The organism is Amycolatopsis sp. NBC_01307 (genome assembly GCF_035975215.1).
GTDB lineage: Bacteria > Actinomycetota > Actinomycetes > Mycobacteriales > Pseudonocardiaceae > Amycolatopsis.
The window spans coordinates 7,274,548-7,296,651 of sequence record NZ_CP108403.1 but is presented as its reverse complement, the minus strand read 5'-3'; the positions used below and the strand labels follow the sequence as shown (position 1 = coordinate 7,296,651).

Sequence of the window (22,104 nt, the reverse complement as noted above, 5' to 3'; positions counted from 1 at the left end):
AGGCAACAGCCGGGCTGGCAGGATCACCCGGGTGGGGACCGAGGCGCGGGTGCTGGGCACGAGGACGATCCTGCTCTGGGGCGCGGGCCTGCTGCTGCTCGCCGGGCTGGCGGCGACGCTGTTGCTGTCGTTGCTCGGCGGGGGCCGGCCCGAGGACTCCGCCCGGCTGGACGCGCTGCGCACCGCGGCCAACATCGTCGTCGGCACCGGGGGTGCGGCCGCGCTGCTGCTGGCCGCCCGGCGGCAGCGCTCCGCCGAGCTGGACCTGGTGCAGAAGGACCACGACGCCACCGAACGCCGGGTCACCGAGATGTACAGCAAGGCCGCCGACCAGCTCGGCAGCGAGAAGGCGCCGGTCCGGCTCGCCGGGCTGTACGCCCTCGAACGGCTCGCCGGCGGGTACGCGCCGCACCGGCAGACCATCGTCAACGTGCTCTGCGCGTACCTGCGGATGCCGTTCAAGCACAACTCGAAGAACGCCGAGGAGCTGCAGGTCCGCAAGACCGCGCAGCGCATCCTGATGCTGCACCTGCGCGCCGGGTCCGTCGAACAGCCGAACGAAGGGTTCTGGCCGGACGTCGACCTCGACTTCTCCGGGGCGACGCTCGTCGGGCTGAACCTCACGCACTGTTCGATCCGGTCGATCGTCTGCTACGAGACGACGTTCCTCGAACTCGTGTCCTTCCGCGGCACCGAATTCCGCACCAAAGCCGACTTCAACAAAGCGGCTTTCAAAGACCGCGTCGATTTCCGCGGCACCGTTTTCGGCGGCGACCGTGACTCCTTCAACGGCGCCGTCTTCGCAGGTCCGGTCGATTTCGGGACGAAGACCGCGGCCCGGCTCGCCGGCGCCGAGGCGCAGCGCGGCGTCGCCAGGACCTGGCCCCCGGACTGGGAAGAACGCCCGATCGCCGACCGGCCGGACCGCGCGCGATTGACTCGAAAGGACGCACCGACGGATGCCGGCACCCGATAGGATCGGTTTCGGAAAGAGCTTCGTCATTCCGGAACCGGGGGAGGTGAGCCGGATGGTCGAACATCGAGGCACTTGCTGGGCCTTCCTGCCTTCTCTGATGGGTCGCGACCGCGCGCACGGCGCCGGGCGGAACCTCCGGGACGGGATGACGGCTCAGCGTGCGACGACCCTCGGGTCTGTGAATCGGCACCGGTAGCGGCTTGGTGGCTTAGCGACACGCCGGCGCCGGAACGGCCCGACCTCGCGCACAACGCCCGTCACTTCCGACGCGCACCCGGAGACCGCCCGGAGGCCTTGCCACGTGCTGAGTGGACAACGCCACCGGTAGGCCGTTTAGGCTGACGGCGTGGAGTACGCAGAGCACATCGCAGACCTCGTGGGCAACACCCCGCTGGTCAAGCTGAACTCGTTGACCAAGGGGCTCAAGCCGCTCGTGCTGGCCAAGGTCGAGTACCTGAACCCGGGTGGCTCGGTCAAGGACCGGATCGCGCTGCGGATGATCGAAGCGGCCGAGAAGTCCGGCGCGCTGCGCCCCGGCGGCACGATCGTGGAGCCGACGTCCGGCAACACCGGCGTCGGGCTGGCCATGGTCGCCCAGCGCAAGGGCTACAAGTGCGTCTTCGTCTGCCCGGACAAGGTCAGCGAAGACAAGCGCAACGTGCTCAAGGCGTACGGCGCCCGCGTCGTGGTGTGCCCGACGGCGGTCGCGCCCGAGCACCCGGACTCCTACTACAACGTCTCCGACCGCCTGGTCCGCGAGATCGACGGCGCCTGGAAGCCCAACCAGTACGCCAACCCGCAGAACCCGGAGAGCCACTACCTCTCGACCGGCCCGGAGCTGTGGAAGCAGACCGACGGGAAGATCACCCACTTCGTCGCGGGTGTCGGCACCGGCGGCACCATCTCCGGCACCGGCAAGTACCTCAAGGAGGTCAGCGACGGCGCCGTCCAGGTCGTCGGCGCCGACCCCGAGGGCTCGGTCTACTCCGGCGGCAGCGGCCGTCCCTACCTGGTCGAAGGCGTCGGCGAGGACTTCTGGCCGGACACCTACGACCGCCAGGTCGCCGACGAGATCATCCCGATCTCCGACGCCGACTCGTTCCAGGTCACCCGCCGCCTCGCGCTCGAAGAGGGCCTGCTGGTCGGTGGCTCGTGCGGGATGGCGGTCGCGGCCGCGCTGAAGCTCGCGGAACGCCTCACCGAGGACGACGTCGTGGTCGTGCTGCTGCCCGACGGCGGCCGCGGCTACCTGACGAAGGTCTTCAACGACACCTGGATGTCCTCCTACGGCTTCCTGCCGCCGGACTCCTCGGGCGCGACGGTCGCCGACGTGCTGACGAAGAAGAGCGGCCAGCTGCCGGCCCTGGTGCACTCGCACCCGAACGAGACGGTCGCCGAGGCCATCGCGATCCTGGCCGAGTTCAGCGTCAGCCAGATGCCCGTGGTCAGCGCGGAGCCGCCGGTGATGGCGGCCGAGGTCGTCGGTGCGGTCAACGAGCGTGACCTGCTCGAAGCGCTGTTCACCGGCAAGGCCCAGCTGGCCGACCGGCTCGACCGGCACATGTCCCCGCCGTTGCCGACGATCGGCGGCGGTGAGCAGGTGGGTTCCGCGATGACGGCGCTCGAGGGGGCCGACGGCGCTCTCGTGCTGGTCGACGGCAAGCCGGCCGGCGTCGTCACACGGCACGACCTGCTGGGTTTCCTGGCCGGTCGGTGACCAGAAGCCGAAGAAGGTCTTAATCGGCGGACCCGGCTGGGGCGTTACGAGCGCCCTGCCGGGTGATCCGATAGCGTGGGCGCAAATAGAACACTTTCGCGTCCTCGTCAAGGGGGTTCAAGACCCACATGAGTGCACCGCAGCCACCGAACCAGCCGTGGGGTGGCAACCAGCCACCTCAGGGCCCGCCGAGTGGCCCCCATCCGCAGCAGGACAACCCGTTCGGTAGTCCGGAGCCGACGCAGGTCGTGCAGCCACAAGGCGGTTCCCCGTTCGGGGAGACGCCGGAACCGACGCAGGTCGTCCAGCCCGCCCAGCCGGGTGAGGGCGGGGCGGGCGCGACCCAGGCGCTGCCGCCGGTCGACGCGAACGCGACGCAGTGGGTGAACCCGGCCGGCGGTGACGCCCCGGTCGCGGACTCCACGCAGCTGGTCCCGCCGGGATCCCAGCCGCCGCCGGCGATCCCGTACAACCCGCCGCCGAGCGCGGCCGACAACCCGGCCGCGGCGTTCGGCCAGCAGCAGGGTGGGTACGGCCAGCCGGGTGGCTACGGGCAGCAGCCGGGCGGCTTCGGCCAGCCGGGCCAGCCGCCGCAGGGCTTCGGCGGGCCGCCCGGGTTCGGTGGTCCCCAGCAGCAGCAGTTCGGGGGTCCGCCGCAGCAGCAGTTCGGCGCGTCGCCGGCCGGCGGCGGCAACCCGCTGTTCGGCTACATCGCGGCCGGTCTGCTCGCGATCTTCGGCCTGCTCGCGGTGGTGTTCTTCTTCGTCGACATGTTCGACAGCGACTTCACCACGTACTCCGACGCCGTCGGCAAGGTCACCGACCAGCAGATCCAGGCGGCCAAGGACGCCGGGCAGTACATCTCGCCCGGCGCGTTGACCATCTACTACATCCTGGTGCTGGTCGGCGGTCTGGCCGCGCTGGGCGCCGCCGTGTTCACGTTCCTGAAGAACAAGATCGCCTCGTTCCTGGCGGTCGGTGGCGGCGCGGTGCTGCTGATCTTCGCGATCCTGATCATGATCGAGCTGAGCATCGACGTGCCGGACGGCGCGACGATCAAGTTCGGCAACGGCCAGGCGCTCTACCTCGTCGCCGGGATCTTCGTGCTGGCGATCGGCGTGCTGGGGCTCCTCCCGGCGACCAAGCAGTTCGTCGGCCTCGGTGACGGCGCGGCCGCGTCGACCGGTCCGCAGGGCTTCGGCGGTCCGCCCGCGGGCTTCGGTGGCCCGCAGCAGGGCTTCGACGGTCCGCCGCAAGGCTTCGGTGGCCCGCAGCAGCAGCCCGGGTTCGGCCAGCCGGGGCAGCCCGGCCCGCCGCCACAGGGCTTCGGTCAGCCGCCGCAGGGTTACGGCCCGCCTCCGGGCTACGGCCAGCCGGGCGGCCCCAACCCGGCCAGTGGCGGGTTCCCGCAGCCGCAGGGTGGCGGGTTCCCGCCGCCGCACCAGCAGCCGCAGCAGCCGGGTGGCTTCGGCCAGCCGGGTCAGCCGCCGCACGGCTACCCGCAGCAACCGGGCCAGCAGCCGGGTCAGCCGCCGCAGGGCTGGGGACAGCCGCCGCAGCAGCAGGGCCCGCCCAGCGGAGGGTTCGGTCAGCCGCCGCAGCAGTGGTGAGTGAACACCGTTTTCGTGCCCCGGAGCCATTTCGGCTCCGGGGCACGCTGCATTTATAGGCAGGCGTGCAATTGTCCGAATAGGACAAGCGGTCGGTGAATCGCGCGCCGTGATCGCGTGACAGGATTTCTGCCTCTAGCGCAGGAAAATGATCTTGGGTTCCGCCGTCCGGCCGAATTCCGATATTTTTTAGGACTACTTCCCCAGGTGCAGACTAGGCTGAGCGCCGATGTTCGTGTTCTGTCGATGGGGGATTCGTGGCCGGTCCGCTCGGTTACCCGGTAGCTCATTCGCATTCGTATTCATCCGCTAGGCCGTCCGGAGTAACGGCCGTTCTCGCTGGATTGCTCGGTTTGCCGGCCGCGGTTGCCGCCGGATTCGTGCCGGTCAAGATCTTTCTCGACATGCCCGCCGAATTCAGTCTCGGCATGCTGCCCGCGTTGGTGCTGGTCGATCTGGGCGCGTTCCTCCTCGCCGGGCTCGTGCTGCTGCTCGGCTCGCTGGCGACGTTGTTCCGCGCGACCGCGGGGGCGGTCCTGCTCGGGCTCGGCGCGCTGCTGGCGATCGGTGCCCTGCTGACCGAGCCGCTGTCGGCCGGGGTGCCGCTGTCGCGGTTCGTCGACGCGATGTTCACCCACGGCGGCCTCGCCATGGTCGACCGGGTCGGCCTCGCCGGGCTCTCGGTGTTCGTGCTGGTACTGGCCTTCCTGCCGCCGACGTTCCGCTACCTGCGCTACCGCACGCCCACACTGCCCGTGTTCACCGGCCAGGGCGCTTACACGTCCGAGAGCTGGTGATCGCGCGGTCACCCGCCGTGGCCCTATCCTCGGCGCGTGATCTTCTCCGCGCTCACCTCCGCCACCGGCCGGACGGCGCGGGCCGCCGCGGCCCTCGCCGTCGTCGGCGGGCTGCTCTACCTGGCCGGCCTGCTCCTCGACGTCGTCGCGCTGGTCCGGTTCCCGGGTGACGCGCCCCGCACGGCCGTCCACGCGGCGGTCGACCTGCTCCTCACGGCGGTGCTGCTGCCCGGCGGCGTCCTCCTGCTGCGCCACGACCCGCTGGGCCGCCTCGGCTGCATCGCGGGCAGCGCGACGGCGATCGTCGCGACGCTGACGTCGCTGCTGCTGGCGGCGACCGGGCTGGCGTACGTCGACCTCGGCGGCCCCGGTGACCTGGCGGCCGGCGGGGTGCTGGCGCTGGTCCTGGTGCTGCCCCCGGCCCTCGCGACGCTCGCCCTTTCGGCGGCGGCGCCGACCGCCCGCTGGTGCGGCCTCCCGGTCACTGGACGTGAGTGACGAGAGCCATCCCACCTGCCGGGAATGTACGGCCCGGGCCGTACGCTGAAGGGATGGTGGACGACTACTCCGAACTGGGCTTCGAGACCCGCGCGATCCACGCCGGTCAGAAGCCCGACCCCCGCACCGGCGCGGTGATCGTGCCCATCTACCAGACTTCGACCTACGCGCAGGACGGCGTCGGCGGCACTCGCGAGGGCGATTACGAGTACTCGCGCACCGCGAACCCGACCCGCAGCGCGCTGGAAGAGGCCCTCGCCTCGCTGGAGGGCGGCCGGCACGCCCTCGCCTTCGCGTCCGGCATGGCCGCGTCCGACGTGGTGCTGCGCAGCACGCTGCGCCCCGGCGACCACCTCGTGCTCGGCAACGACGCCTACGGCGGCACGTTCCGCCTGATCGACAAGGTGCTCAGCCTCTGGGGCGTCGAGCACACCGTCGCGGACCTCGGCAACCTCGACGAGGTGCGCGCCGCGATCCGGCCCGAGACCAAGCTGATCTGGTGCGAGTCGCCGACCAACCCGCTGCTCGGCATCGCCGACATCGCCGCGCTGGCCGGGGTCGCGCACGACGCCGGCGCCCGCCTGGTCGTCGACAACACCTTCGCGACGCCGTACCTGCAGAACCCGCTCTCGCTCGGCGCGGACATCGTGCTGCACTCGACCACCAAGTACCTCGGCGGCCACTCCGACGTCGTCGGCGGCGCGATCGTCACCAACGAGGACGAGCTGCGCGAGCAGTTCTTCTACCTGCGCAACGCCGCCGGCGCGGTCCCCGGCCCGTTCGACGCGTGGCTGACCCTGCGCGGCATCAAGACCCTGGCCCTGCGCATGGAGCGGCACAGCGACAACGCCGAGCTGGTCGTGCAGGCGCTGCTGAAGCACCCGAAAGTCGCGAAGGTCTACTACCCGGGCCTGCCGGAGCACCCCGGCCACGAGATCGCGGCGAAGCAGATGCGCCGCTTCGGCGGCATGGTCTCGTTCAGCCACGTCGACGGCGAGCAGGCGGCGCTGGACGTCGCCGCGCGCACGAAGCTCTTCATCCTTGCGGAGTCGCTCGGCGGCATCGAGTCGCTGATCGAGCACCCGGGCAAGATGACGCACGCGAGCACCGCGGGCTCGACGCTGCAGGTGCCGGCGGACCTGCTGCGCCTCTCGGTCGGCATCGAAGACGGCACCGACCTGGTCGCCGACCTGCTGACCGCGCTCGGCTGACGTCCCGAAGACAGCGAAACGGCCCCGGAACCGACTGGTTCCGGGGCCGTTCCGCGAAAGCTTCGCGCAGGTCAGGGGTTGTAGTTGCCGTGCACCACGGTGCCGGACTTCGGGGTGCCCGCGGCGGGCAGGTCCGCGCCGTCGACGCAGCCGCCGACCAGCTCGACGTGGCTGTCGTGGCGGATGTACTGGGCCGGTGACGCGCACGAAGCGCTGTCCACCGTGATGTAGGCGGCTCCGGTCAGGGCGGCGGCCGACGCCAGCCCGATCACGAGCGGGACCAGCCCGGCGGAGCGGGTGGCGCGCGCCCGTTGAGCGGCGTTCGCGGGTTTCCCCCGTGCCATGGTTGCTCCCTGTTTACCGCAAGTTGACACGCCAAGGGTACCCGGCTCCCGGTCCGATCAACCTGTGGATCTCCTGAGTGGCATCATCCGGCTCATGGAACTCGTCACCATCGAGCGGATCCAGGCCGCCCGCGAACTCCTCAAAGGAGTGACCCGGGTGACGCCGATGGAGCACGCGCGCGACCTGCGCCGGCTCCACGGCGGTCCGGTGCACCTGAAGTGCGAAAACCTGCAGCGCACGGGCTCGTTCAAGATCCGCGGCGCCTACACCCGCATCCACGGCCTCACCGACGAGGAGCGCGCGCGGGGCGTCGTCGCGGCCAGTGCCGGCAACCACGCGCAGGGCGTCGCGCTCGCGTCGTCGCTGCTCGGCGCCCGGTCGACGGTCTTCATGCCGTTGCGGGCGCCGCTGCCCAAGCTGGCCGCCACGCGCGGTTACGGTGCCGAGGTCCACCTGCACGGCGCGCTGCTCGAAGAGACCCTCGCCGCCGCGATCGAGTTCGGCGAGCGGACCGGCGCGGTGTTCATCCACCCCTTCGACCACCAGGACGTCATCGCCGGCCAGGGCACCGTCGGGCTCGAGATCCTCGAGCAGGTGCCCGGGGTCAAGACGATCCTCGTCGCCACCGGCGGCGGCGGGCTGGTCGGCGGGGTCGCCTCCGCCGTCAAAGCCGTGCGGCCGGACGTCAAGGTCATCGGCGTCCAGGCCGAGGAGGCCGCCGCGTACCCGCCGTCGCTGGTCGCGGGCGCGCCCGTCCGGCTGAGCCAGACGTCGACCATGGCCGACGGCATCGCGGTCGGCGAGCCGGGCCCGGTCAGTTTCGCCCACGTCGCGTCGCTGGTCGACGACGTCGTGACGGTGTCCGAGCAGTCGCTCTCGCGGGCGGTGCTGCTCTGCCTGGAACGGCGCAAGCTGGTCGTCGAGCCCGCCGGCGCGGCCACCGTCGCCGCGCTGCTGCAGCACCCCGGCGCGTTCGAGCCGCCGGTCGTGGCGATCCTCTCCGGCGGCAACGTCGACCCGGTGCTGCTCCTGCAGATCATCCAGCACGGCATGACCGCGGGCGGCCGCTACCTGCGGCTGCACCTGCGGGTCCCGGACCGGCCGGGGTCGCTCGTGGGCGTGCTGTCGTGCGTCAGCGGGCAGGGCGCGAACGTGCTCGACGTCGAGCATTCCCGGATCTCCGGCAGCCTCGACCTCGGCGAGGCCGACGTCGCCCTGGCCCTGGAGACCCGCGGTCCCGAGCACTGCAAGGAGATCGAGATCGCGCTCACGAACGCCGGTTACACGGTCGTCTAAGGCTTTCCGGGTTTCACAGCCGCTCGCCGGTGATCGCCGCCAGCGCCAGGACCGTGGCCTCGGCGGAGACCTCCGACGGCGCGGCGAACCGCCGGGCCCGGATGTGGGCGACCAGGTCCGGATCCGGCGGCACCCCGTGCTCACGCAGGTAGTACCCGACGGCGCCGGGCCAGGCCCACGCCCCGTCGGTGCGGAAGTTCATCGGCACGGCGTCGGTCCGCTCCGGCGCGAACACGTCGGCGCCGTTGCTCCGGGACGCCAGGATGACCGGCGCCGCCTCCAGGTAGGCCAGCAACCGCTCGATCTCGGCCGGGACGAGGGCCGGCCGCCGGATGACCGGCCGGCCCGACGCGTCGAGACCGTCGTGGACGCGGGGCGTGCGCACCTTCTCGTCCGGGCCGAGTGGCGCCTGCGGGACCGGGGTCGACGTCGGCAGGCCGGCCCGCTCCCGCAGCCAGCCGGGGATCTGCTCGTCGGCGCGCGGGAAGAACCGCAGCTCGTCCTGGAAACCGATGGGCGGGGGCTGGTGCCGGAACGGCGGTTCGAGGTCCGGCCGTCCGAAGTCGGCGTCGGCCGGCCCGCCGGGGTCGAACACGAGGACCGCGCCGAGCCAGGTGCCGAGCCCGGGCTGGTACATGCCCGCCCGCAGGACGCCGAGCAGCCGCACGGCCTCCGGGTGCGGCGGCAGGGTCCGGGGGAGCCCGTCCGGGGCGGTCACCAGCAGGTCGGCCTCGATGTGCCGCCCGGCGGCGCGGTACTCGACCCGCAGCTGCCGCCAGCCCGGTGGCACCTGCCCCGTCAGCACCGCGCCGATCTGCCGGACGAGCTCATGCTGCTGCTCCGGCCGCAACGGTCCTCGTGGCTGGCTCACGGTTCATCCCCCTCCGGGTTCACTGACGAGCGGCCGCGGTCACGAACCGAGCTTCGCCCGGAACCACGGCGGGGTGTTTTCGGGGGTGCGCGGGTAGCGCTCCTGGTCCAGCGCGTACTGCTCGGGCGCCGGCGGGTTCCGGAACGGCGGCTCGTCGTCCCGGTTGAACCGCGCCTGGAACCGGTCGGGCCGGTCGATCACCATGTCCATCGAGTACCACGTGCCGATGCCGTCGGCGTACATCCCCCGGCGCAGTTTCGCCAGCGGCTTCGACACTTCCCGCGGCACGGGCACCGGCTGCCGGGCACCGTTGTCCAGCGCCGCGCCGAGCCCGACGTCGACGTGCTTGCCGACGGCCATGAAGTCGAACACCAGCCGCTGCCAGTTCGGCGGGGCCGCCGCGATGAGCTGCTCGGCGATCTCGCCGAGCAGCTCGTTCTGCTCGATGGGGGTCAGCGTCATGCTGTCCGGTCCTCCGTTTTCGTTCACCGGTGGGGGATTCGTCGTGGTGACCCTAGTCTTCCGGCGCCGCCACGGCCGCCGCGTCGGCCAGCAGCGCGCGCAGCCAGTCCGGGATCCGCTCGTCCGCGCGGGGGAAAGCGGCGACGTCGCGGGCGAACGCCACCGGCGGCAGCTCCGGGAACCACCGCGGGTCCTGGTCGTAGTTGAACGACGCCTCGGGCTCTTCGCCCGCGCGCAGCCGGAAACTCGCGGAGAACCAGGTGCCCCGGCCCGGCTGGTACATCACCTCGCGCAGCGCGGCGATCAGGTTCGTCACCGCGGGCGGCGCGACCTCCGGCGAGCTGCCGTCGGCCATGGCGACCGTCAGTTCGGTCTGGTACGCCACGACCGTCGCCCACACCCGGAACGTGACGCGCCGCCAGTTCGGCGGCAGCGCCTGCCCGACCGCGTCGAAGATCGCCGGGACCAGCTCATCAGGGCTCGCCATAACGCCTCACCGTCGCGTTGGGGTCGATGTTCTCCGGCACGTTGACGAACACCCGCTCGTACACCCGGGAAACGCGCTCGCCTGTCTCCGGGTCGACCTCGGTGACCCGCCACCGCATGACGTCCTCTTCGGACAGTCCGTCGGCCCGCCGCGGCGTGCTCACCTGCAGCAGCTCGACCTCGCGGTCGGGCGGGTTGTGGTACGAGGCGAGCTGTTCCTCCTGGCGCCGCCAGGTTTCCGGCGGATCCCAGCCGTCGCGGGCGTGCCCGCTGTTGGACGCGGCCATCTGCCCGTGCATGTTGCCGTACCCCGGGGGGCCACCGCCCTCGGTGGAGACGAGGTGACCGCCCGCCCACCGGACTTCGCCGTGGTCCGGGTCGCCGCGGTAGGCGTTCTGGCCTTCGTGGCCCGCGCGGCCCTGCCCGGTGAACCGGCCGCCGGCGTCGCGGTAGTCCTCGTTCGACTCGCGGTACTCCGGCTGCCCCGTGGCGGCGTCCGTCTGGCCACGGGCATCCGTGTGGTAGTCCAGTTTCTTCGCCGGGTCGTTGAAGTTGTCGACGCGGTACTGGCAGTCGGGCAGCAGCGGGTAGTTGAAGTCCGGGTTCGCGGGCAGCTTGACGCCGTCGGCCGTCCGGCCGCCACCGGGCGTGCACTCGACCCACTTGACCTTGCCCTCGGAGTCGGTGAAGAACCGCGTCTCCGACGCGATCTCCCCGGTCTTGGTCTTGTTGACCACCCGGTATTCGGTGTCGGGCTTGAGCTCGACGTCGCCGAGCACCCGGGGCTGGGTCGGCACCGGCGTCGAGAAGTCGCCCGGCGTGGTGCGGTCCCGCGGGCGCGGGCCGGACTCGATCGTCTGCGGCGAGTCGGGCGGCCGGTGGTACGGGTTGGCCGGCGAGTCGTGCGGGTGCTCGTGCCCGGGGCGGTCGAAGTCGACGAGCCGTTCGTCGTACCTCGGGTCCGTGGGCGAGATTTCGTGCTCGCCCCAGCCGTCGAGGTCGAACTCGTCGTCGTCTTCGTCCGCGTGGGAGGGCGAGCCGTCCTCGTCGCCATCGCCGCGGTGCCGCGCGCTATCGGCGTCGACGTCGTGCGGGTCGCCGTGGTGGCTGTCCGGCGCGAAGCCGTCGTCGCCGGCGCGGTGGGCGGTGCCGTCCGGGTGGTGGGTGTTCCACTCGCCGTCCGGCGGGATGCGCGGGCGCATCTTCCCGTCCGGACCGATCTCGTAGTCGGACGAGAAGACCCGGCCGTGCGCATCGGTCCACGCCGGCTTCGTCGGAGCCATCACCTCGGTGTCGAGCTCACGCGAGAGCCGGTGCGCGAAGTCGTTGGAACTGGCGTCGCACCCGATCAGCCGGACGGGCCGGCCGTCGTAGTCACCGTTGCGGCGCAAGACATCCGCGAACTCCTCCGGCGTGTAGAGCCGGTCGCCGATGCGGGCGTGGCCATCCGGAGTGACGTGCACATCGACGGTGTAGCGGCCGTCGGGGTCGGGCTGCACGCGGTGCGGCAGGTCGCCCAAGTCCGGGTCACCGGCGTGGTAGGAGCTACCGGACGGCGTGCTTTCGGCGTGCCGCGCGTTGACCTCGTCCGGGCTGAGCGGCTCACCGTGGTGGGGCGGGCCACCGTCCGGGTCGTGGTGGCCGCTTTCTTGCGGGCTGTTCTCGTGCGGACGGTTGTCGTGCGGACGGTTTTCGTGTGGGCCGTGGCTTTCGGGACTGTGCGGACCGCCGGGGCCGGTGTGCCCGGGACCGCCCGGCCGGGTGCCGGGAGCGTGCCCACCGGAGCGGGTGTCGGGCCCGAAGCCACGAGCCGCCGGCGCGGGCGCATCCGGAGTGCGCGGTCGCGGGGCGTCACCAGGCCGCGCCTCGGGGAGATCGCGGCCGGGACGCGGACGTCCATCGGGAATGTCAGTGCGCGGGCGGCCTTCGGGAAGGTCGGTGCGCGGCCGCCCCTCGGGAGTGCCGGTGCGTGGACGGCCGTCGGGCAGATCGCCGCCGGTGCGGGGCCGCCCGGGCGCGTCGACGTGCGGCGAGCGCGCCCCGGGGCTGCCCGGGGTACCGGTCCAGCCGGCACCGCCGCCGGTGCGCGGGGAACCGCCACCAGGCCCACCGCCACCGCCGGGCCCGCCACCGGGCGGCATGCCCCCACCCATCGGCGCGCCACCCTGCGGCGGAACACCGGAGACGGCACCGTCCCCACCGCGCGGCGACGGGAACTGACCCCCCGGATCACCGGTGCGCGAGGGCGCGGGAGCGGTACCACTGGCGGAGGTGGTGCCATCGCCCCGCAGCGGCGCGGCACTGCCAGGACTGTCCCCACCGACGTGCGAGCCGGGCCCATCAGTCCGCCCAGCGGGCGACGAGTGCGAAGGGCTCCCCGAGCCGGAGTGACCGGGCGCCCCGGAGTGCGTCGGTGCGGGGCCACTGTCGCCAGCCCGCACGGAGGGGCTGGAGTCCCCGGCGTGCGAGGGAGAGCTGTCACCCGCCCGGGTCGGCGAGGGGCTCGAATCTCCGGCGCGAGAGGGCGAGTTGTCACCCGCGTGTGCGGAGGGACTGCTGTCGGTGGCTCGTGCGGAGGGGCTGGAGTCGCCCGCGTGCGAGGGAGAGCTGTCGCCCGCCCGGGTCGGCGAAGGGCTGTTGTCCGCGGCCCGCGCGGAGGGGCTGGAGTCTCCTGCATGGGAGGGCGAGCTGTCGCCCGCGTGTGCCGAGGGGCTGGAATTCCCAGTGTGGGAAGGTGAACCGTCCGGGGCGTGGGAGGGCGTGTTGTCGCCCGCGTGTGCGGAAGGGTTGCTGTCCGCGGCCCGCCCCGACGGGCTGGAGTCGCCCGCATGCGTTGGCGAGCTGTCCCCGGCGTGCGAAGGCGAACCGTCACCAGCGCGGGTCGACGGGCCGGTGTTCCCCGCCTGTGAGGGAGAGTCACCGCGAGCCGTCGATGGGCTCGAGTCTCCGGCCGGCGAGCCTCCGTCGCTAGCCGATGTGTCGCCGTCGGGTGCGTGGGAGCCGGGCTCCTCGCGGCTCGGGCTTCGGCGGGAGGCCGCGTCCGGCGAGGAGTCCGTGTTCATCGGGTCCGCACTCGGCGAGTCCGAATTCCCATGGCCGGCACCGGAATCGGCCGAGGAATCGCCGGACCCGTCGCCGCCCGAGGAATCGCCCGAAGAACCGTCAGAGCCGTCCGGTGAGTCCTCCGCGCCGCCGTGGGCTCTCGCGTGTACTCCTCCCTCGCCCTTGGGGACCTTGTGGACGAAGCCGCCCTCCTTGATCTTCAGCCCGTCCAGGCCGCTGACCTTGCCCAGGACCTTGCCGAAGACCTTGGCGATCTTCTCGAAGATGTCGACGAGCTTCGACAGCAGCGGCGACACCTTGCGGATCGTGTCGGTCAGCTTCTTGAGCAGGTCGCCGATCTTCTTGCCCCACTTGGCGATCGCCGCCGACGCCTGTGCGACGACGACCGGTGTGCCGAAGCCCAGCGAGAAGACTTCCTCCATCACCCACGCGATGAGCTTGCCGACCAGGTCCGCGATCAGCTGGCGCACGGTCTCCCGGACGAACGAGACGACCTGGCCCATGATCATGGTGACCGTGCTGATCGCGCCGGCGACCGTTGCCGCGCCGGACAGGGCGTCGCTGTGCTCGGTGGCGAACTTGCGGTAGGCGTCGGCGCCCGCGCCCTGCCACCCCGCCGTGCCCGTCTTGACCGCGTTGTCGAAGTCGGTCTTTCGTTCGCCCAGCGCCTTCGAGACGTTGCCCCAGGTGTCCGCGTACGACTGGATGACCGGCGGGTTGCCCGCGAGCGAGTCCAGCATGTCCTTCAACGGCTGGATGTGCTCCATCAGGAACGACGCCACCGACGACATCAGGTACCCGAACGGGTCGACGGCCGCGCCCGCGATCTCGCCGGCCAGGCTCAGCACGCCCAGGCCGCCGGAAACCCAGTCGCCGTCCTTGATCCCGTTGAACGCGTCCATCGACGACTCGGCGATGCCGATGCCGCCGGCCCAGCCGTAGTCGCCGTTGCCGGCGGTCAGCGCGCCCGGCCCGTCGGGGTCCTGCTTGGCGTCCGCGACGAGCGGGTTGCCCTCGGGCATCAGGCACCGTCCGTGGACTTGGTCAGATCGTCGGCGACCCCGGCTTCGTAGGTGTGGTACGCCGCCGCGGCTTCGCGCACCTTGCCGGAGACGGCGGTCATCGCCTGCACGGCGTCCTTGAGCGCGTCGATCCCGTACTGCTCCACCGGGTCGAGCAGCATCCGGAACGGCTGGCAGAGGATTCCGTAGGCGTCCGTCGGCATGCTGACCTGGTTCGCCGCGTCGACGGCCTGCTGCAGCCCGTCACCGATGGCGTCCAGCTGCTTGGCGTGCGCGGTGAGGTCGGTGCTGAGTTCCACGTCTGACACGGTTTTTCCCCCTCAGGAAAGGATCGGGCCGCCGAAGTCGTCGTCATCGTCGTTGTCGGCCGGGCGACGACGCCGGGGCTGCGGCGGCTGCGGTGCCGGCGGTTGCGGTGCCGGCGGCGGAGTGCGCGGCGGCGGCTCTTCGTTGTCGTCGGGCAGGAACCGGCGGACGCGGTCGGGTTCCGGGAACGCGGGTTCGGGCTCCGGCGGCGGCTGCGGGAACGTGCTCTGCGCCTCGCGGACGATCTCCACGGCGGCCTGGTCACCCGTGCCGGTGGTCTCGGTCATGGCCTGCTGCAGCAGTTCCGGGATCCGCGCCTGCGCGCGCTGCACCAGCTGCATCACCTGCGCCGAGACCTCGGCCATCCGCTTGGCGCCGGCGGCGGACTCCGCGATGACGAGGTTCTTCAGCAGGCCGCGCGAATCGACCGTCACCGTGACGAGGCCGTCCTTCGACCGCTCGGTGATCGTCTGGCCCTGCATGCGATCGGCCAGCGCCTGGTACCGCGCGGCGTTGTCCTCGAGCCGCTTGGTCCAGTTGTCGATCATCTCGTCGCTCGCGTCGACGCTGTCCGGCATCCCGGCCCTCCCTGTCGCCGTCTCCACACTGACGGATCGGAGCCGCTCGCGGTTCCGTGAACACACCAAAGGCCACCATAGGGGACCCGGAGGTGCCCGATGGTGGCCTTTGGTCGTATCGCGGCTCAGAGGTTGCCGCGGCGGTCCTGTTCACGCTCGATGGCTTCGAACAGCGCCTTGAAGTTGCCCTTGCCGAAGCCGAGCGAACCGTGGCGCTCGATGAGCTCGTAGAACACGGTCGGCCGGTCGCCGATCGGCTTGGTGAAGATCTGCAGCAGGTAGCCGTCCTCGTCGCGGTCGACGAGGATGCTGTGCTCCTTGAGCGTCTCGATCGACACGCGGACGTTGCCGATCCGGGCGCGCAGCTCCGGGTCCTCGTAGTACGACGCCGGGGTGTCCAGGAACTCGACGCCGGCGGCGCGCATCGCGGTGACCGTGGCGATGATGTCGTTGGTGGCCAGCGCGATGTGCTGGCAGCCCGCGCCGCCGTAGAACTCGAGGTACTCGTCGATCTGCGACTTCTTCTTCGCCACGGCGGGCTCGTTCAGCGGGAACTTCACCCGGTGGTTGCCGTTCGAGACGACCTTGCTCATCAGGGCCGAGTACTCGGTCGCGATGTCGTCGCCGACGAACTCCGCCATGTTCACGAAGCCCATGACGCGGTGGTACCAGTCGACCCAGTAGTCCATCTTGCCGAGCTCGACGTTGCCGACGCAGTGGTCGACGGCCTGGAACAGCCGCTTCGGCGCGCCTTCGGGCCGCTTGACGGTGCTCTCGCGCGGCTCGTAGCCGGGCAGGTAGATGCCGGTGTAGCGCGACCGGTCGACCAGCGAGTGGCGGGTTTCGCCGTAGGTCGCGATCGCGGCGACGCGCACGGTGCCGTGCTCGTCGGAGACGTCGTGCGGCTCCTCGAGGACGGTCGCGCCCTGCGCGCGGGCGTGCTCGATGCACTTGTCGACGTCGGTGGTCTCCAGCGCCAGGTCGATGACGCCGTCGCCGTGCTTGCGGTGGTGCTCGAGCAGCGCCGAGTCCGGCCGCACGCCACCGGTGATGACGAACCGGGCCGAGCCGGACTTGAGCACGTAGGACTTGCGCTCGAAGTTCCCCGTCTCGGGGCCGGAGTAGGCGACGAGCTGCATCCCGAACGCGATCTGGTAGTACCAGGCGGTCTGGGTCGCGTTGCCGGCGATGAACACGACCGCGTCCATGGCCTTGACCGGGAACGGGTCTGTCGAGGCGTCGTGGTCGACGAGGCCGACGAGCTGACGCAGCTGGTCGTAGCTGACGTCGTCGAGGGCACCCTGGTGGGGTTCGGCAGTCTGGGTCATACCTCGAAGGATCCGCCTCGTGAGGCAAGATGTGCAATGGTCTCAGTTTTTGCTGGACAATATGATCGGTGTCTGCGGGACATCGGCTGTCATCATGGACAACTTGTGCAGGGAAGAGGGCAATGTCGGAGAACCTCGACGCATTGGACGCGCGGCTGCTGCTGTTGCTTACGGACACCCCGCGGCTCGGGGTGCTGGAGTGCGCCCGCCGCCTCGGGGTGGCCCGCGGCACGGTCCAGGCGCGCCTCGACCGCCTGGCCGAGCGCGGCATCCTCGGCGGGTTCCCGCCGGAGCTCGACCTGGCGGCGATGGGTTACGGCCTCACGGCGTTCGCGGTGATCGAGATAGCGCAGGGCCGCCGCGCGGAGGTGGCGCAGGCCCTCGCGGCGATCGACGAGGTCTGCGAGGTCCACGCGACGACGGGCCAGGGTGACTTGTTCGTCCGCATGGTGGCGCGGGGCAACGACGACCTGCAGCGGGTGATCGACGAGGTGGTCGGCGTCCCGGACGTCCAGCGGACGTCGACGTCGATCGCGCTGTCGACGCCGGTCCCGCCGCGCGTCCGCCCCCTGCTGGAACGCACCGCCCGGTCGTGAGTGGTTAGGGCGGTTCTAACCGCCCTAACCACTCACGACGGGTGCGCGTCAGCCTTCGTCGATGACCTGGGTCAGGTAGCGCTTCGCCGAGCGCTGCACGACCTCGAAGCCGTCGGTGCGCACGATCGCGTCCCACCACGCGCCGTAGATCGCCTCGAAGTGGTAGCCCGCCAGCAGTTCCGCCGCGCGGCGGACGATGTGCGGGCGCTCCGGGACGAGGTTCGGGTAGCTGTACATGAAACCGACGTGCGTGCGGTCGGGGATCACCTGCACGATGTCGCCCGACAGCAACGCGCCGCGGCCCTCTTCGCCCGCCGGCCAGTGCAGGACCGTGCCGCCGTCGAAGTGGACGCCCAGGTTGATCAGCCGCAGGTCGGGAGCGACGTCCAGGGTCGTGCCGGACCACAGCTCCACCGACGGATCGGGCCGGCCGATCCACTGCTGATCGCCTTCGTGGAGGTAGATCGGCGCGTCGAAGGCGTGCGCCCACTCGACCATCGTCGTGTAGTAGTGCGGGTGGCTGATCGCGATGCCGGTGATGCCGCCGAGGGCGCGGACCCGCTCGACGAGCGCGTCGTCGAGGTACGCCGCACAGTCCCAGAGGAAGTTGCCGGACTCCGCCTGCACCAGCAGGGCGCGTTCGCCGATCGCGAACCCGGGGTTCGAGCCGACGCCGACGATGCCGGGGCCCTGTTCCTCGACGCGCGGAGTGTAAGTACCGCTCGCGCGGAGTGCGGCCAGGTTCGTCCACTGCTGCCCGGCCGCCGGGACGTACTGGCGTTCGTCCTCGCAGACCGGGCAGTTGTCCCGGGCCTCGGCGTACTGCATGCCGCAGGCCTGGCAGATCGGTTCCGTGCTCACTGACGTCCTCCCGGAATGTGGCTCCTGGGAGGACACGCTAGCTGCGGGGACGCGCGCCCGGCGACGGATGAACCGGGCGCGCCCGGACCGCTACTTGCCGTCGCTGTAGGGAACGGCCTTGACGAGGGTCACCTTCTGGGACTTGCCGTTCGGCAGTTCGTACTCACGCGACTCGCCCTCCTTGGCGCCGAGCAGGGCCTTGCCCAGCGGCGACTCGGGGGAGTAGACGTCGAGGCCGCCCTCGGCGCCCTCTTCGCGGGTGGCGAGCAGGAACTTCTCCTCGTCGTCGTCACCGTCGTACCGGACGGTCAGCACCTTGCCCGGGCCGGCGGTGCCGTCGTTGGCCGGCGCCTCGCCGACCTTGGCCCCGCGCAGCAGCTCCTGCAGGTGCCGGATGCGTGCCTCGGCCTGGCCCTGTTCCTCACGGGCGGCGTGGTAGCCGCCGTTCTCCTTGAGGTCGCCCTCTTCGCGGCTGTCGTTGATGCGCGCGGCGATAACCGGCCGATTCTCGATCATCTCGTCGAGCTCGGTCTTGAGCCGGTCGTAGGCATCCTGGGTCAGCCAGGTCACCTTGGTGTCGCTCACGGTCACCATCTCCTCGTCGGGCCTGCCAGGCTTGCGTGTTCAAGCCGGCCCACACGGGCCTAGGTGCCCGCGTGGCTGAGATAAAGGAAAAACACGGCCCGTCGTGGGCCGTGCTGAGGGGTCAGACTATCACGGCAGGACAGGGCCAAGCCCCTTATTTCCGCGCGTCGTGGGCGTTGAGCGCGCGGTTCACCCCGTTGGCCGCTATGGGGTTGACAGGTACCGTGGTATATCGTACGAGCAGCCGTACACGTCGGCGGTCACCGGAGCCCCGATGCTCTTGATCGTGGTGGTGATGGTGCTGTACTTCGCGCCGGCGGGAATCAGGAGCTCTTTGCGGCCGCTCTCGGCGCCGGTCTTGTCGCGGACGCGGACGACGCACACGCCCGGCCGGTTGTTGTCGTCGCGGGTCACGTTGAGGGTGATTTCCATCGCGTTGCCCGGTTTGCCGCTGAAGGCGACGCGCTCGGCGTCGATCGGCGCGGACCCGAGGTTGACGTAGGCGACGTACGCGACCACCCCGCTGACGACCAGGGCGATGGCCAGGAACAACCAGCGCCGCCAGCGCCGGGAGGTGGGTGCGCGGTCGGTGCCGTAGCGGCCTTCGGGGAGCGCCGACGCGCTGCTCCCGACGACCGTTTCCGCCGGTCCGCCTGCCAACCCGGGGCCTCCTGCTCGAACTCGTCGTACCCCTGGGGACAATGGGTGTCGTCCGGCACGGGTACCGCCTACGGGATCGAGTATCCGCTGGCCGGGTGGGCGGCCCGCAGGTGGGTCCCGGTGCGGATGCGGAATAAGGGTGGAAAGGGAGTCGTTCGGAGCATGGTGGAAGCTGACGAGCTGAGGAACACCGCCGGGCCGCGCCTGCGCATGATGGCCGTGCACGCGCACCCGGACGACGAGTCCAGCAAGGGCGCCGCCAGCATGGCGCGCTACGCCGCCGAGGGCCACGAGGTGCTGGTCGTCACGTGCACCGGGGGTGAAGCGGGGAGCATCCTGAACCCCGCGATGGACCGTCCCGAGGTGCTGGCGAACATGAGCGAGGTCCGCCGGGAGGAGATGGCCCGCGCGGCCAAGATCCTCGGTGTGAGCCAGCGCTGGCTGGGCTTCGTCGACTCCGGCCTGCCGGAGGGCGACCCGCTGCCGCCGGTGCCCGAGGGCTCGTTCGCGGTGGTGCCGCTGGAGGAGTCCACCGAGGCGCTGGTGCGCGTGATCCGGGAGTTCCGCCCGCACGTCATCACCACCTACGACGAGAACGGCGGCTACCCGCACCCCGACCACATCCGCACCCACGAGGTGTCGATGGCGGCGTGGGACGCGGCGGCCGACCCGGACCGATTCCCCGACGCGGGCGAGCCGTGGCAGCCGCTGAAGCTGTACTACATGCACGGGTTCTCGAAGGCCCGGATGGTGGCCTTCGACGCCGCCTTGAAGGAGGCCGGGCTCGAGTCGCCGTACACCGAGTGGCTGGCGAAGTGGGACCCCGACCGGGCCGATGTGATGGAGCGGGTGACGACCCGCGTCGAGTGCGGTGAATACTTCGAGGCGCGTGACGAGGCGCTGAAGGCGCACGCCACGCAGATCGACCCGAACAGCCGCTGGTTCTTCGTCCCCTTGGAGATCCAGCGGGCGATCTGGCCGACCGAAGAGTACGAGCTGGTCAAGTCGCAGGTGGACAGCACGTTGCCGGAGGATGACCTGTTCGCCGGCATCAAGGAGAAGGTGAACACATGAGTCTGACGCTGCCGGCCGTCGTGGCGCTTCCGGTGACCGCGTCGGCAGTGGTGCTGGCGCAGCAACCCGGCAACGGCGACAACGGCGGGCAGGGGGAGGACTTCGGCAAGTCTTCTCCGGTCGGCTTCCTGGTGCTGATCCTGTTCCTCATCGCGGTGGCGTTCCTGGTCCGCTCGATGACGAAGCACCTCAAGCGCGTCCCGGCCAGCTTCGACGAACCGGCCGAGACGGCCGAGCCGGCTCCGGCCGCGGGCGAGCCCGCCAAGTCCGAGGCCGAGCCGGTTGTGGAGCAGAAGGCGGCCGGGGACACCTCGCCCGCCAAGGCCGACTGACCCGCGTCAGCACCGCGCCGCGTCGTGCGTCAGCAGGGCGATCCGGGTGCGGCGCCGCGTCCTTCAGCAGGAACCCGCTCGCCCCGGCGCGCAGGGCCAGCAGCACGTTCTCGTCCGTGTCGAACGTCGTCAGCACGATCACTTCCGGCGGGTTCGGCCGCGCATCAGCGTCAGCCCGGCGCGGACGAGGTCGTCGTCCACCAGCAGCAACCGGGTCATCGCGGCCACGGCAGCCAGGCCCGCAGCCGGAACTCGCCGCCGGTCCGCTGGTGGTCGAGCTGCCCGCCGGCCAGCCGGACGCGCTCGGTGAGGCCGACGAGCCCGTGCCCGGCCACCCGCTGGGGATCCCCGGCCGGGCCGAGCGGGTTGGTGACGTCGATCTCCAGCCGGGCCCCGGCCTCCCCGCCCAGCGCGATCCGCACCGGCTGGCCCGGCGCGTGCTTGCGGGCGTTCGTCAGTGCGTCCTGGACGACGCGGTAGGCCGTGCGCCCCGCCATCCCCGGCACCCCGCCGACCTCGCCGGTCACCTGCACCGCCGTGCCGACCGCGCGGGACTCCTCGACGAGCCCCGGCAGGTCGGTCAGCTCGGGCACGGGCTGTTCCGTGCCGTCGGGCACCGGGTCGTCGTGCAGCTGCCCGATCACTTCCCGCAGCTCGCCGAGCGCCTGGTGCGCCCCGGCCCGCACCACCCCGGCCGCTTGGGCGAGCTTCTCCGGCGGGGCGTCGGGCCGGTATTCGAGCGCGCCGGCGTAGGTCGCGAGCAGCGAAAGCCGGTGCGCGAGGACGTCGTGCATCTCGCGCGCGATCGACGCGCGTTCGGCCGTGCGCGCCTCGGCGATGCGCCGGCCCTGCTCGGCTTCGGCGCGCAGGGCCCGTTCGTCGAGGGCGATGAGCACGGCGTCGCGGCCCGCGGAGAGCGCGCCGAGCCCGACGACGGCGACGTGCGCGAGCACCGCCAGCGCCAGCCACCAGCCGTAGGGCAGCCCGTCGGTCGGCCGCCAGCGGCCGCGCAGGGCGTGGGCCGCGACACCGGCCACGGCGACGGCGACCGCGTGGCTCCACGGCCGTGACCGCGCGACCTGCAGCACGCCGAGCACGGCGGGCGGAGTCGCGAGCGGCGACAGGACGGCCAGCACCGCCAGCGCGAGCGTGCTCCGCACCGGCCGGCGGAACACCAGCGGCACGAGCGCGCAGCCGAGCAACCCGGCCAGGACGTCGTAGGCCCGCAGGTCACCGGACGCGTACTGCCCCCACGCCGTCGCGGCCGCACCGACGACCGCCGCGGCCGTCAGCGGGCCAGGGCGGACGCAGGTCGCCGAGCCGGTCATCACCGGCTGAGGGCATGGCCGCGAGGTGACGATGGCGGATTTGGGACGCCGAGCGGCCAGAATCCTCCATCGCCGAACGCCCGTTCCAGCGTCAAACGGCCG

The 22,104-nt window shown here is 71.5% G+C and carries 22 protein-coding genes; 10 read left to right on the top strand and 12 right to left on the bottom strand.

Annotation, left to right across the window (positions count from 1 at the left end):
* Positions 1-31 precede the first annotated feature (31 nt).
* The 6 genes from OG439_RS31640 to OG439_RS31615 all read left to right on the top strand — a co-directional run bounded on the left by OG439_RS31640 (position 32) and on the right by OG439_RS31615 (position 6,809).
* The gene (locus tag OG439_RS31640) at positions 32-976 is read left to right on the top strand and encodes a pentapeptide repeat-containing protein (protein WP_326944380.1); all 945 of its coding nucleotides are present in this window, start codon (positions 32-34) and stop codon (positions 974-976) included.
* A 346-nt stretch (positions 977-1,322) separates the two neighbouring features.
* Positions 1,323-2,693 carry a cystathionine beta-synthase gene (locus tag OG439_RS31635; RefSeq protein WP_326944379.1) on the top strand — a complete coding sequence of 457 codons (1,371 nt, stop codon included), beginning with the start codon at positions 1,323-1,325 and terminating at the stop codon, positions 2,691-2,693.
* A gap of 128 nt (positions 2,694-2,821) precedes the next feature.
* Entirely contained in the window at positions 2,822-4,303 is a 1,482-nt protein-coding gene (locus OG439_RS31630; RefSeq protein WP_326944378.1) for a hypothetical protein, read from the top strand.
* A 404-nt stretch (positions 4,304-4,707) separates the two neighbouring features.
* A complete protein-coding gene (locus tag OG439_RS31625; RefSeq protein WP_326944377.1) occupies positions 4,708-5,100 on the top strand; it encodes a hypothetical protein in 393 nt (130 codons plus the stop codon).
* Between the two features lie 36 nt (positions 5,101-5,136).
* Positions 5,137-5,598, top strand: coding sequence for a hypothetical protein (locus tag OG439_RS31620; RefSeq protein WP_326944376.1), 462 nt, complete (start codon positions 5,137-5,139; stop codon positions 5,596-5,598).
* 53 nt (positions 5,599-5,651) lie between these two features.
* Positions 5,652-6,809: a cystathionine gamma-synthase gene (locus OG439_RS31615; RefSeq protein WP_247057719.1), complete on the top strand. Its 1,158-nt coding sequence runs from the start codon at positions 5,652-5,654 to the stop codon at positions 6,807-6,809.
* 71 nt (positions 6,810-6,880) lie between these two features.
* On the opposite strand, the gene OG439_RS31610 is transcribed toward OG439_RS31615, so the two are convergent.
* A complete protein-coding gene (locus OG439_RS31610; RefSeq protein WP_326944375.1) occupies positions 6,881-7,153 on the bottom strand; it encodes a hypothetical protein in 273 nt (90 codons plus the stop codon).
* Between the two features lie 94 nt (positions 7,154-7,247).
* Between OG439_RS31610 and ilvA the strand changes: the two genes are divergently transcribed.
* A complete protein-coding gene (gene ilvA, locus OG439_RS31605; RefSeq protein ID WP_247057714.1) occupies positions 7,248-8,450 on the top strand; it encodes a threonine ammonia-lyase in 1,203 nt (400 codons plus the stop codon).
* A gap of 13 nt (positions 8,451-8,463) precedes the next feature.
* Here the strand turns inward: ilvA and OG439_RS31600 are convergent, their stop codons facing one another.
* The 7 genes from OG439_RS31600 to hppD form a co-directional block, all read right to left on the bottom strand.
* Positions 8,464-9,321, bottom strand: a complete 858-nt coding sequence (locus OG439_RS31600) for a ferredoxin (RefSeq protein WP_326944374.1) — start codon at positions 9,319-9,321, stop codon at positions 8,464-8,466.
* 39 nt (positions 9,322-9,360) lie between these two features.
* On the bottom strand, positions 9,361-9,783 hold the full coding sequence (locus OG439_RS31595) for a hypothetical protein (RefSeq protein WP_326944373.1): 423 nt from the start codon (positions 9,781-9,783) through the stop codon (positions 9,361-9,363).
* Between the two features lie 52 nt (positions 9,784-9,835).
* A complete protein-coding gene (locus tag OG439_RS31590) occupies positions 9,836-10,270 on the bottom strand; it encodes a hypothetical protein (RefSeq protein ID WP_247057708.1) in 435 nt (144 codons plus the stop codon).
* On the bottom strand, positions 10,257-14,354 hold the full coding sequence (locus OG439_RS31585; RefSeq protein ID WP_326944372.1) for a hypothetical protein: 4,098 nt from the start codon (positions 14,352-14,354) through the stop codon (positions 10,257-10,259). The genes OG439_RS31590 and OG439_RS31585 overlap by 14 nt, the downstream gene beginning before the upstream one ends.
* Positions 14,354-14,662, bottom strand: coding sequence for a type VII secretion target (locus OG439_RS31580; RefSeq protein WP_247057704.1), 309 nt, complete (start codon positions 14,660-14,662; stop codon positions 14,354-14,356). Before OG439_RS31580 ends, OG439_RS31585 begins: the two co-directional genes overlap by 1 nt.
* Positions 14,663-14,674: 12 nt before the next feature.
* Positions 14,675-15,238, bottom strand: a complete 564-nt coding sequence (locus OG439_RS31575) for a YbaB/EbfC family nucleoid-associated protein (protein ID WP_326944371.1) — start codon at positions 15,236-15,238, stop codon at positions 14,675-14,677.
* A gap of 125 nt (positions 15,239-15,363) precedes the next feature.
* Positions 15,364-16,566, bottom strand: coding sequence for a 4-hydroxyphenylpyruvate dioxygenase (gene hppD, locus OG439_RS31570; protein WP_326944370.1), 1,203 nt, complete (start codon positions 16,564-16,566; stop codon positions 15,364-15,366).
* A 122-nt stretch (positions 16,567-16,688) separates the two neighbouring features.
* On the opposite strand from hppD, the gene OG439_RS31565 reads away from it, so the two are divergent.
* Positions 16,689-17,162, top strand: coding sequence for an Lrp/AsnC family transcriptional regulator (locus OG439_RS31565; RefSeq protein WP_326944369.1), 474 nt, complete (start codon positions 16,689-16,691; stop codon positions 17,160-17,162).
* Between the two features lie 48 nt (positions 17,163-17,210).
* On the opposite strand, the gene OG439_RS31560 is transcribed toward OG439_RS31565, so the two are convergent.
* From OG439_RS31560 to OG439_RS31550, 3 genes are all read right to left on the bottom strand, one after another.
* Positions 17,211-18,023, bottom strand: a complete 813-nt coding sequence (locus tag OG439_RS31560) for an MBL fold metallo-hydrolase (protein ID WP_326944368.1) — start codon at positions 18,021-18,023, stop codon at positions 17,211-17,213.
* 90 nt (positions 18,024-18,113) lie between these two features.
* Positions 18,114-18,617, bottom strand: coding sequence for a transcription elongation factor GreA (gene greA, locus OG439_RS31555; RefSeq protein WP_247057692.1), 504 nt, complete (start codon positions 18,615-18,617; stop codon positions 18,114-18,116).
* A gap of 195 nt (positions 18,618-18,812) precedes the next feature.
* Positions 18,813-19,268 carry a DUF4307 domain-containing protein gene (locus OG439_RS31550; RefSeq protein WP_326944367.1) on the bottom strand — a complete coding sequence of 152 codons (456 nt, stop codon included), beginning with the start codon at positions 19,266-19,268 and terminating at the stop codon, positions 18,813-18,815.
* Between the two features lie 162 nt (positions 19,269-19,430).
* Here OG439_RS31550 and mca point away from each other — a divergent pair, with 162 nt between their 5' ends.
* Positions 19,431-20,342, top strand: a complete 912-nt coding sequence (mca, locus tag OG439_RS31545; RefSeq protein WP_326944366.1) for a mycothiol conjugate amidase Mca — start codon at positions 19,431-19,433, stop codon at positions 20,340-20,342.
* Positions 20,339-20,674 (top strand): hypothetical protein, encoded by a 336-nt coding sequence (locus tag OG439_RS31540; RefSeq protein ID WP_326944365.1) that lies wholly within the window; start codon positions 20,339-20,341, stop codon positions 20,672-20,674. Before mca ends, OG439_RS31540 begins: the two co-directional genes overlap by 4 nt.
* A gap of 215 nt (positions 20,675-20,889) precedes the next feature.
* Here OG439_RS31540 and OG439_RS31530 read toward each other — a convergent pair whose 3' ends face one another.
* Positions 20,890-22,002: a sensor histidine kinase gene (locus tag OG439_RS31530; RefSeq protein WP_326944364.1), complete on the bottom strand. Its 1,113-nt coding sequence runs from the start codon at positions 22,000-22,002 to the stop codon at positions 20,890-20,892.
* Positions 22,003-22,104: the final 102 nt, after the last annotated feature.

Coding starts and splice junctions, on each gene's coding strand:
- hppD (WP_326944370.1), bottom strand. CDS start 16,566: ATGACCCAGACTGCCGAACCCCACCAGGGTGCCCTCGACGACGTCAGC.
- OG439_RS31615 (WP_247057719.1), top strand. CDS start 5,652: ATGGTGGACGACTACTCCGAACTGGGCTTCGAGACCCGCGCGATCCAC.
- OG439_RS31585 (WP_326944372.1), bottom strand. CDS start 14,354: ATGCCCGAGGGCAACCCGCTCGTCGCGGACGCCAAGCAGGACCCCGAC.
- OG439_RS31625 (WP_326944377.1), top strand. CDS start 4,708: ATGCCCGCCGAATTCAGTCTCGGCATGCTGCCCGCGTTGGTGCTGGTC.
- OG439_RS31575 (WP_326944371.1), bottom strand. CDS start 15,238: ATGCCGGACAGCGTCGACGCGAGCGACGAGATGATCGACAACTGGACC.
- ilvA (WP_247057714.1), top strand. CDS start 7,248: ATGGAACTCGTCACCATCGAGCGGATCCAGGCCGCCCGCGAACTCCTC.
- OG439_RS31565 (WP_326944369.1), top strand. CDS start 16,689: ATGTCGGAGAACCTCGACGCATTGGACGCGCGGCTGCTGCTGTTGCTT.
- OG439_RS31590 (WP_247057708.1), bottom strand. CDS start 10,270: ATGGCGAGCCCTGATGAGCTGGTCCCGGCGATCTTCGACGCGGTCGGG.
- greA (WP_247057692.1), bottom strand. CDS start 18,617: ATGGTGACCGTGAGCGACACCAAGGTGACCTGGCTGACCCAGGATGCC.
- OG439_RS31610 (WP_326944375.1), bottom strand. CDS start 7,153: ATGGCACGGGGGAAACCCGCGAACGCCGCTCAACGGGCGCGCGCCACC.
- OG439_RS31530 (WP_326944364.1), bottom strand. CDS start 22,002: ATGACCGGCTCGGCGACCTGCGTCCGCCCTGGCCCGCTGACGGCCGCG.
- OG439_RS31630 (WP_326944378.1), top strand. CDS start 2,822: ATGAGTGCACCGCAGCCACCGAACCAGCCGTGGGGTGGCAACCAGCCA.
- OG439_RS31540 (WP_326944365.1), top strand. CDS start 20,339: ATGAGTCTGACGCTGCCGGCCGTCGTGGCGCTTCCGGTGACCGCGTCG.
- mca (WP_326944366.1), top strand. CDS start 19,431: ATGGTGGAAGCTGACGAGCTGAGGAACACCGCCGGGCCGCGCCTGCGC.
- OG439_RS31595 (WP_326944373.1), bottom strand. CDS start 9,783: ATGACGCTGACCCCCATCGAGCAGAACGAGCTGCTCGGCGAGATCGCC.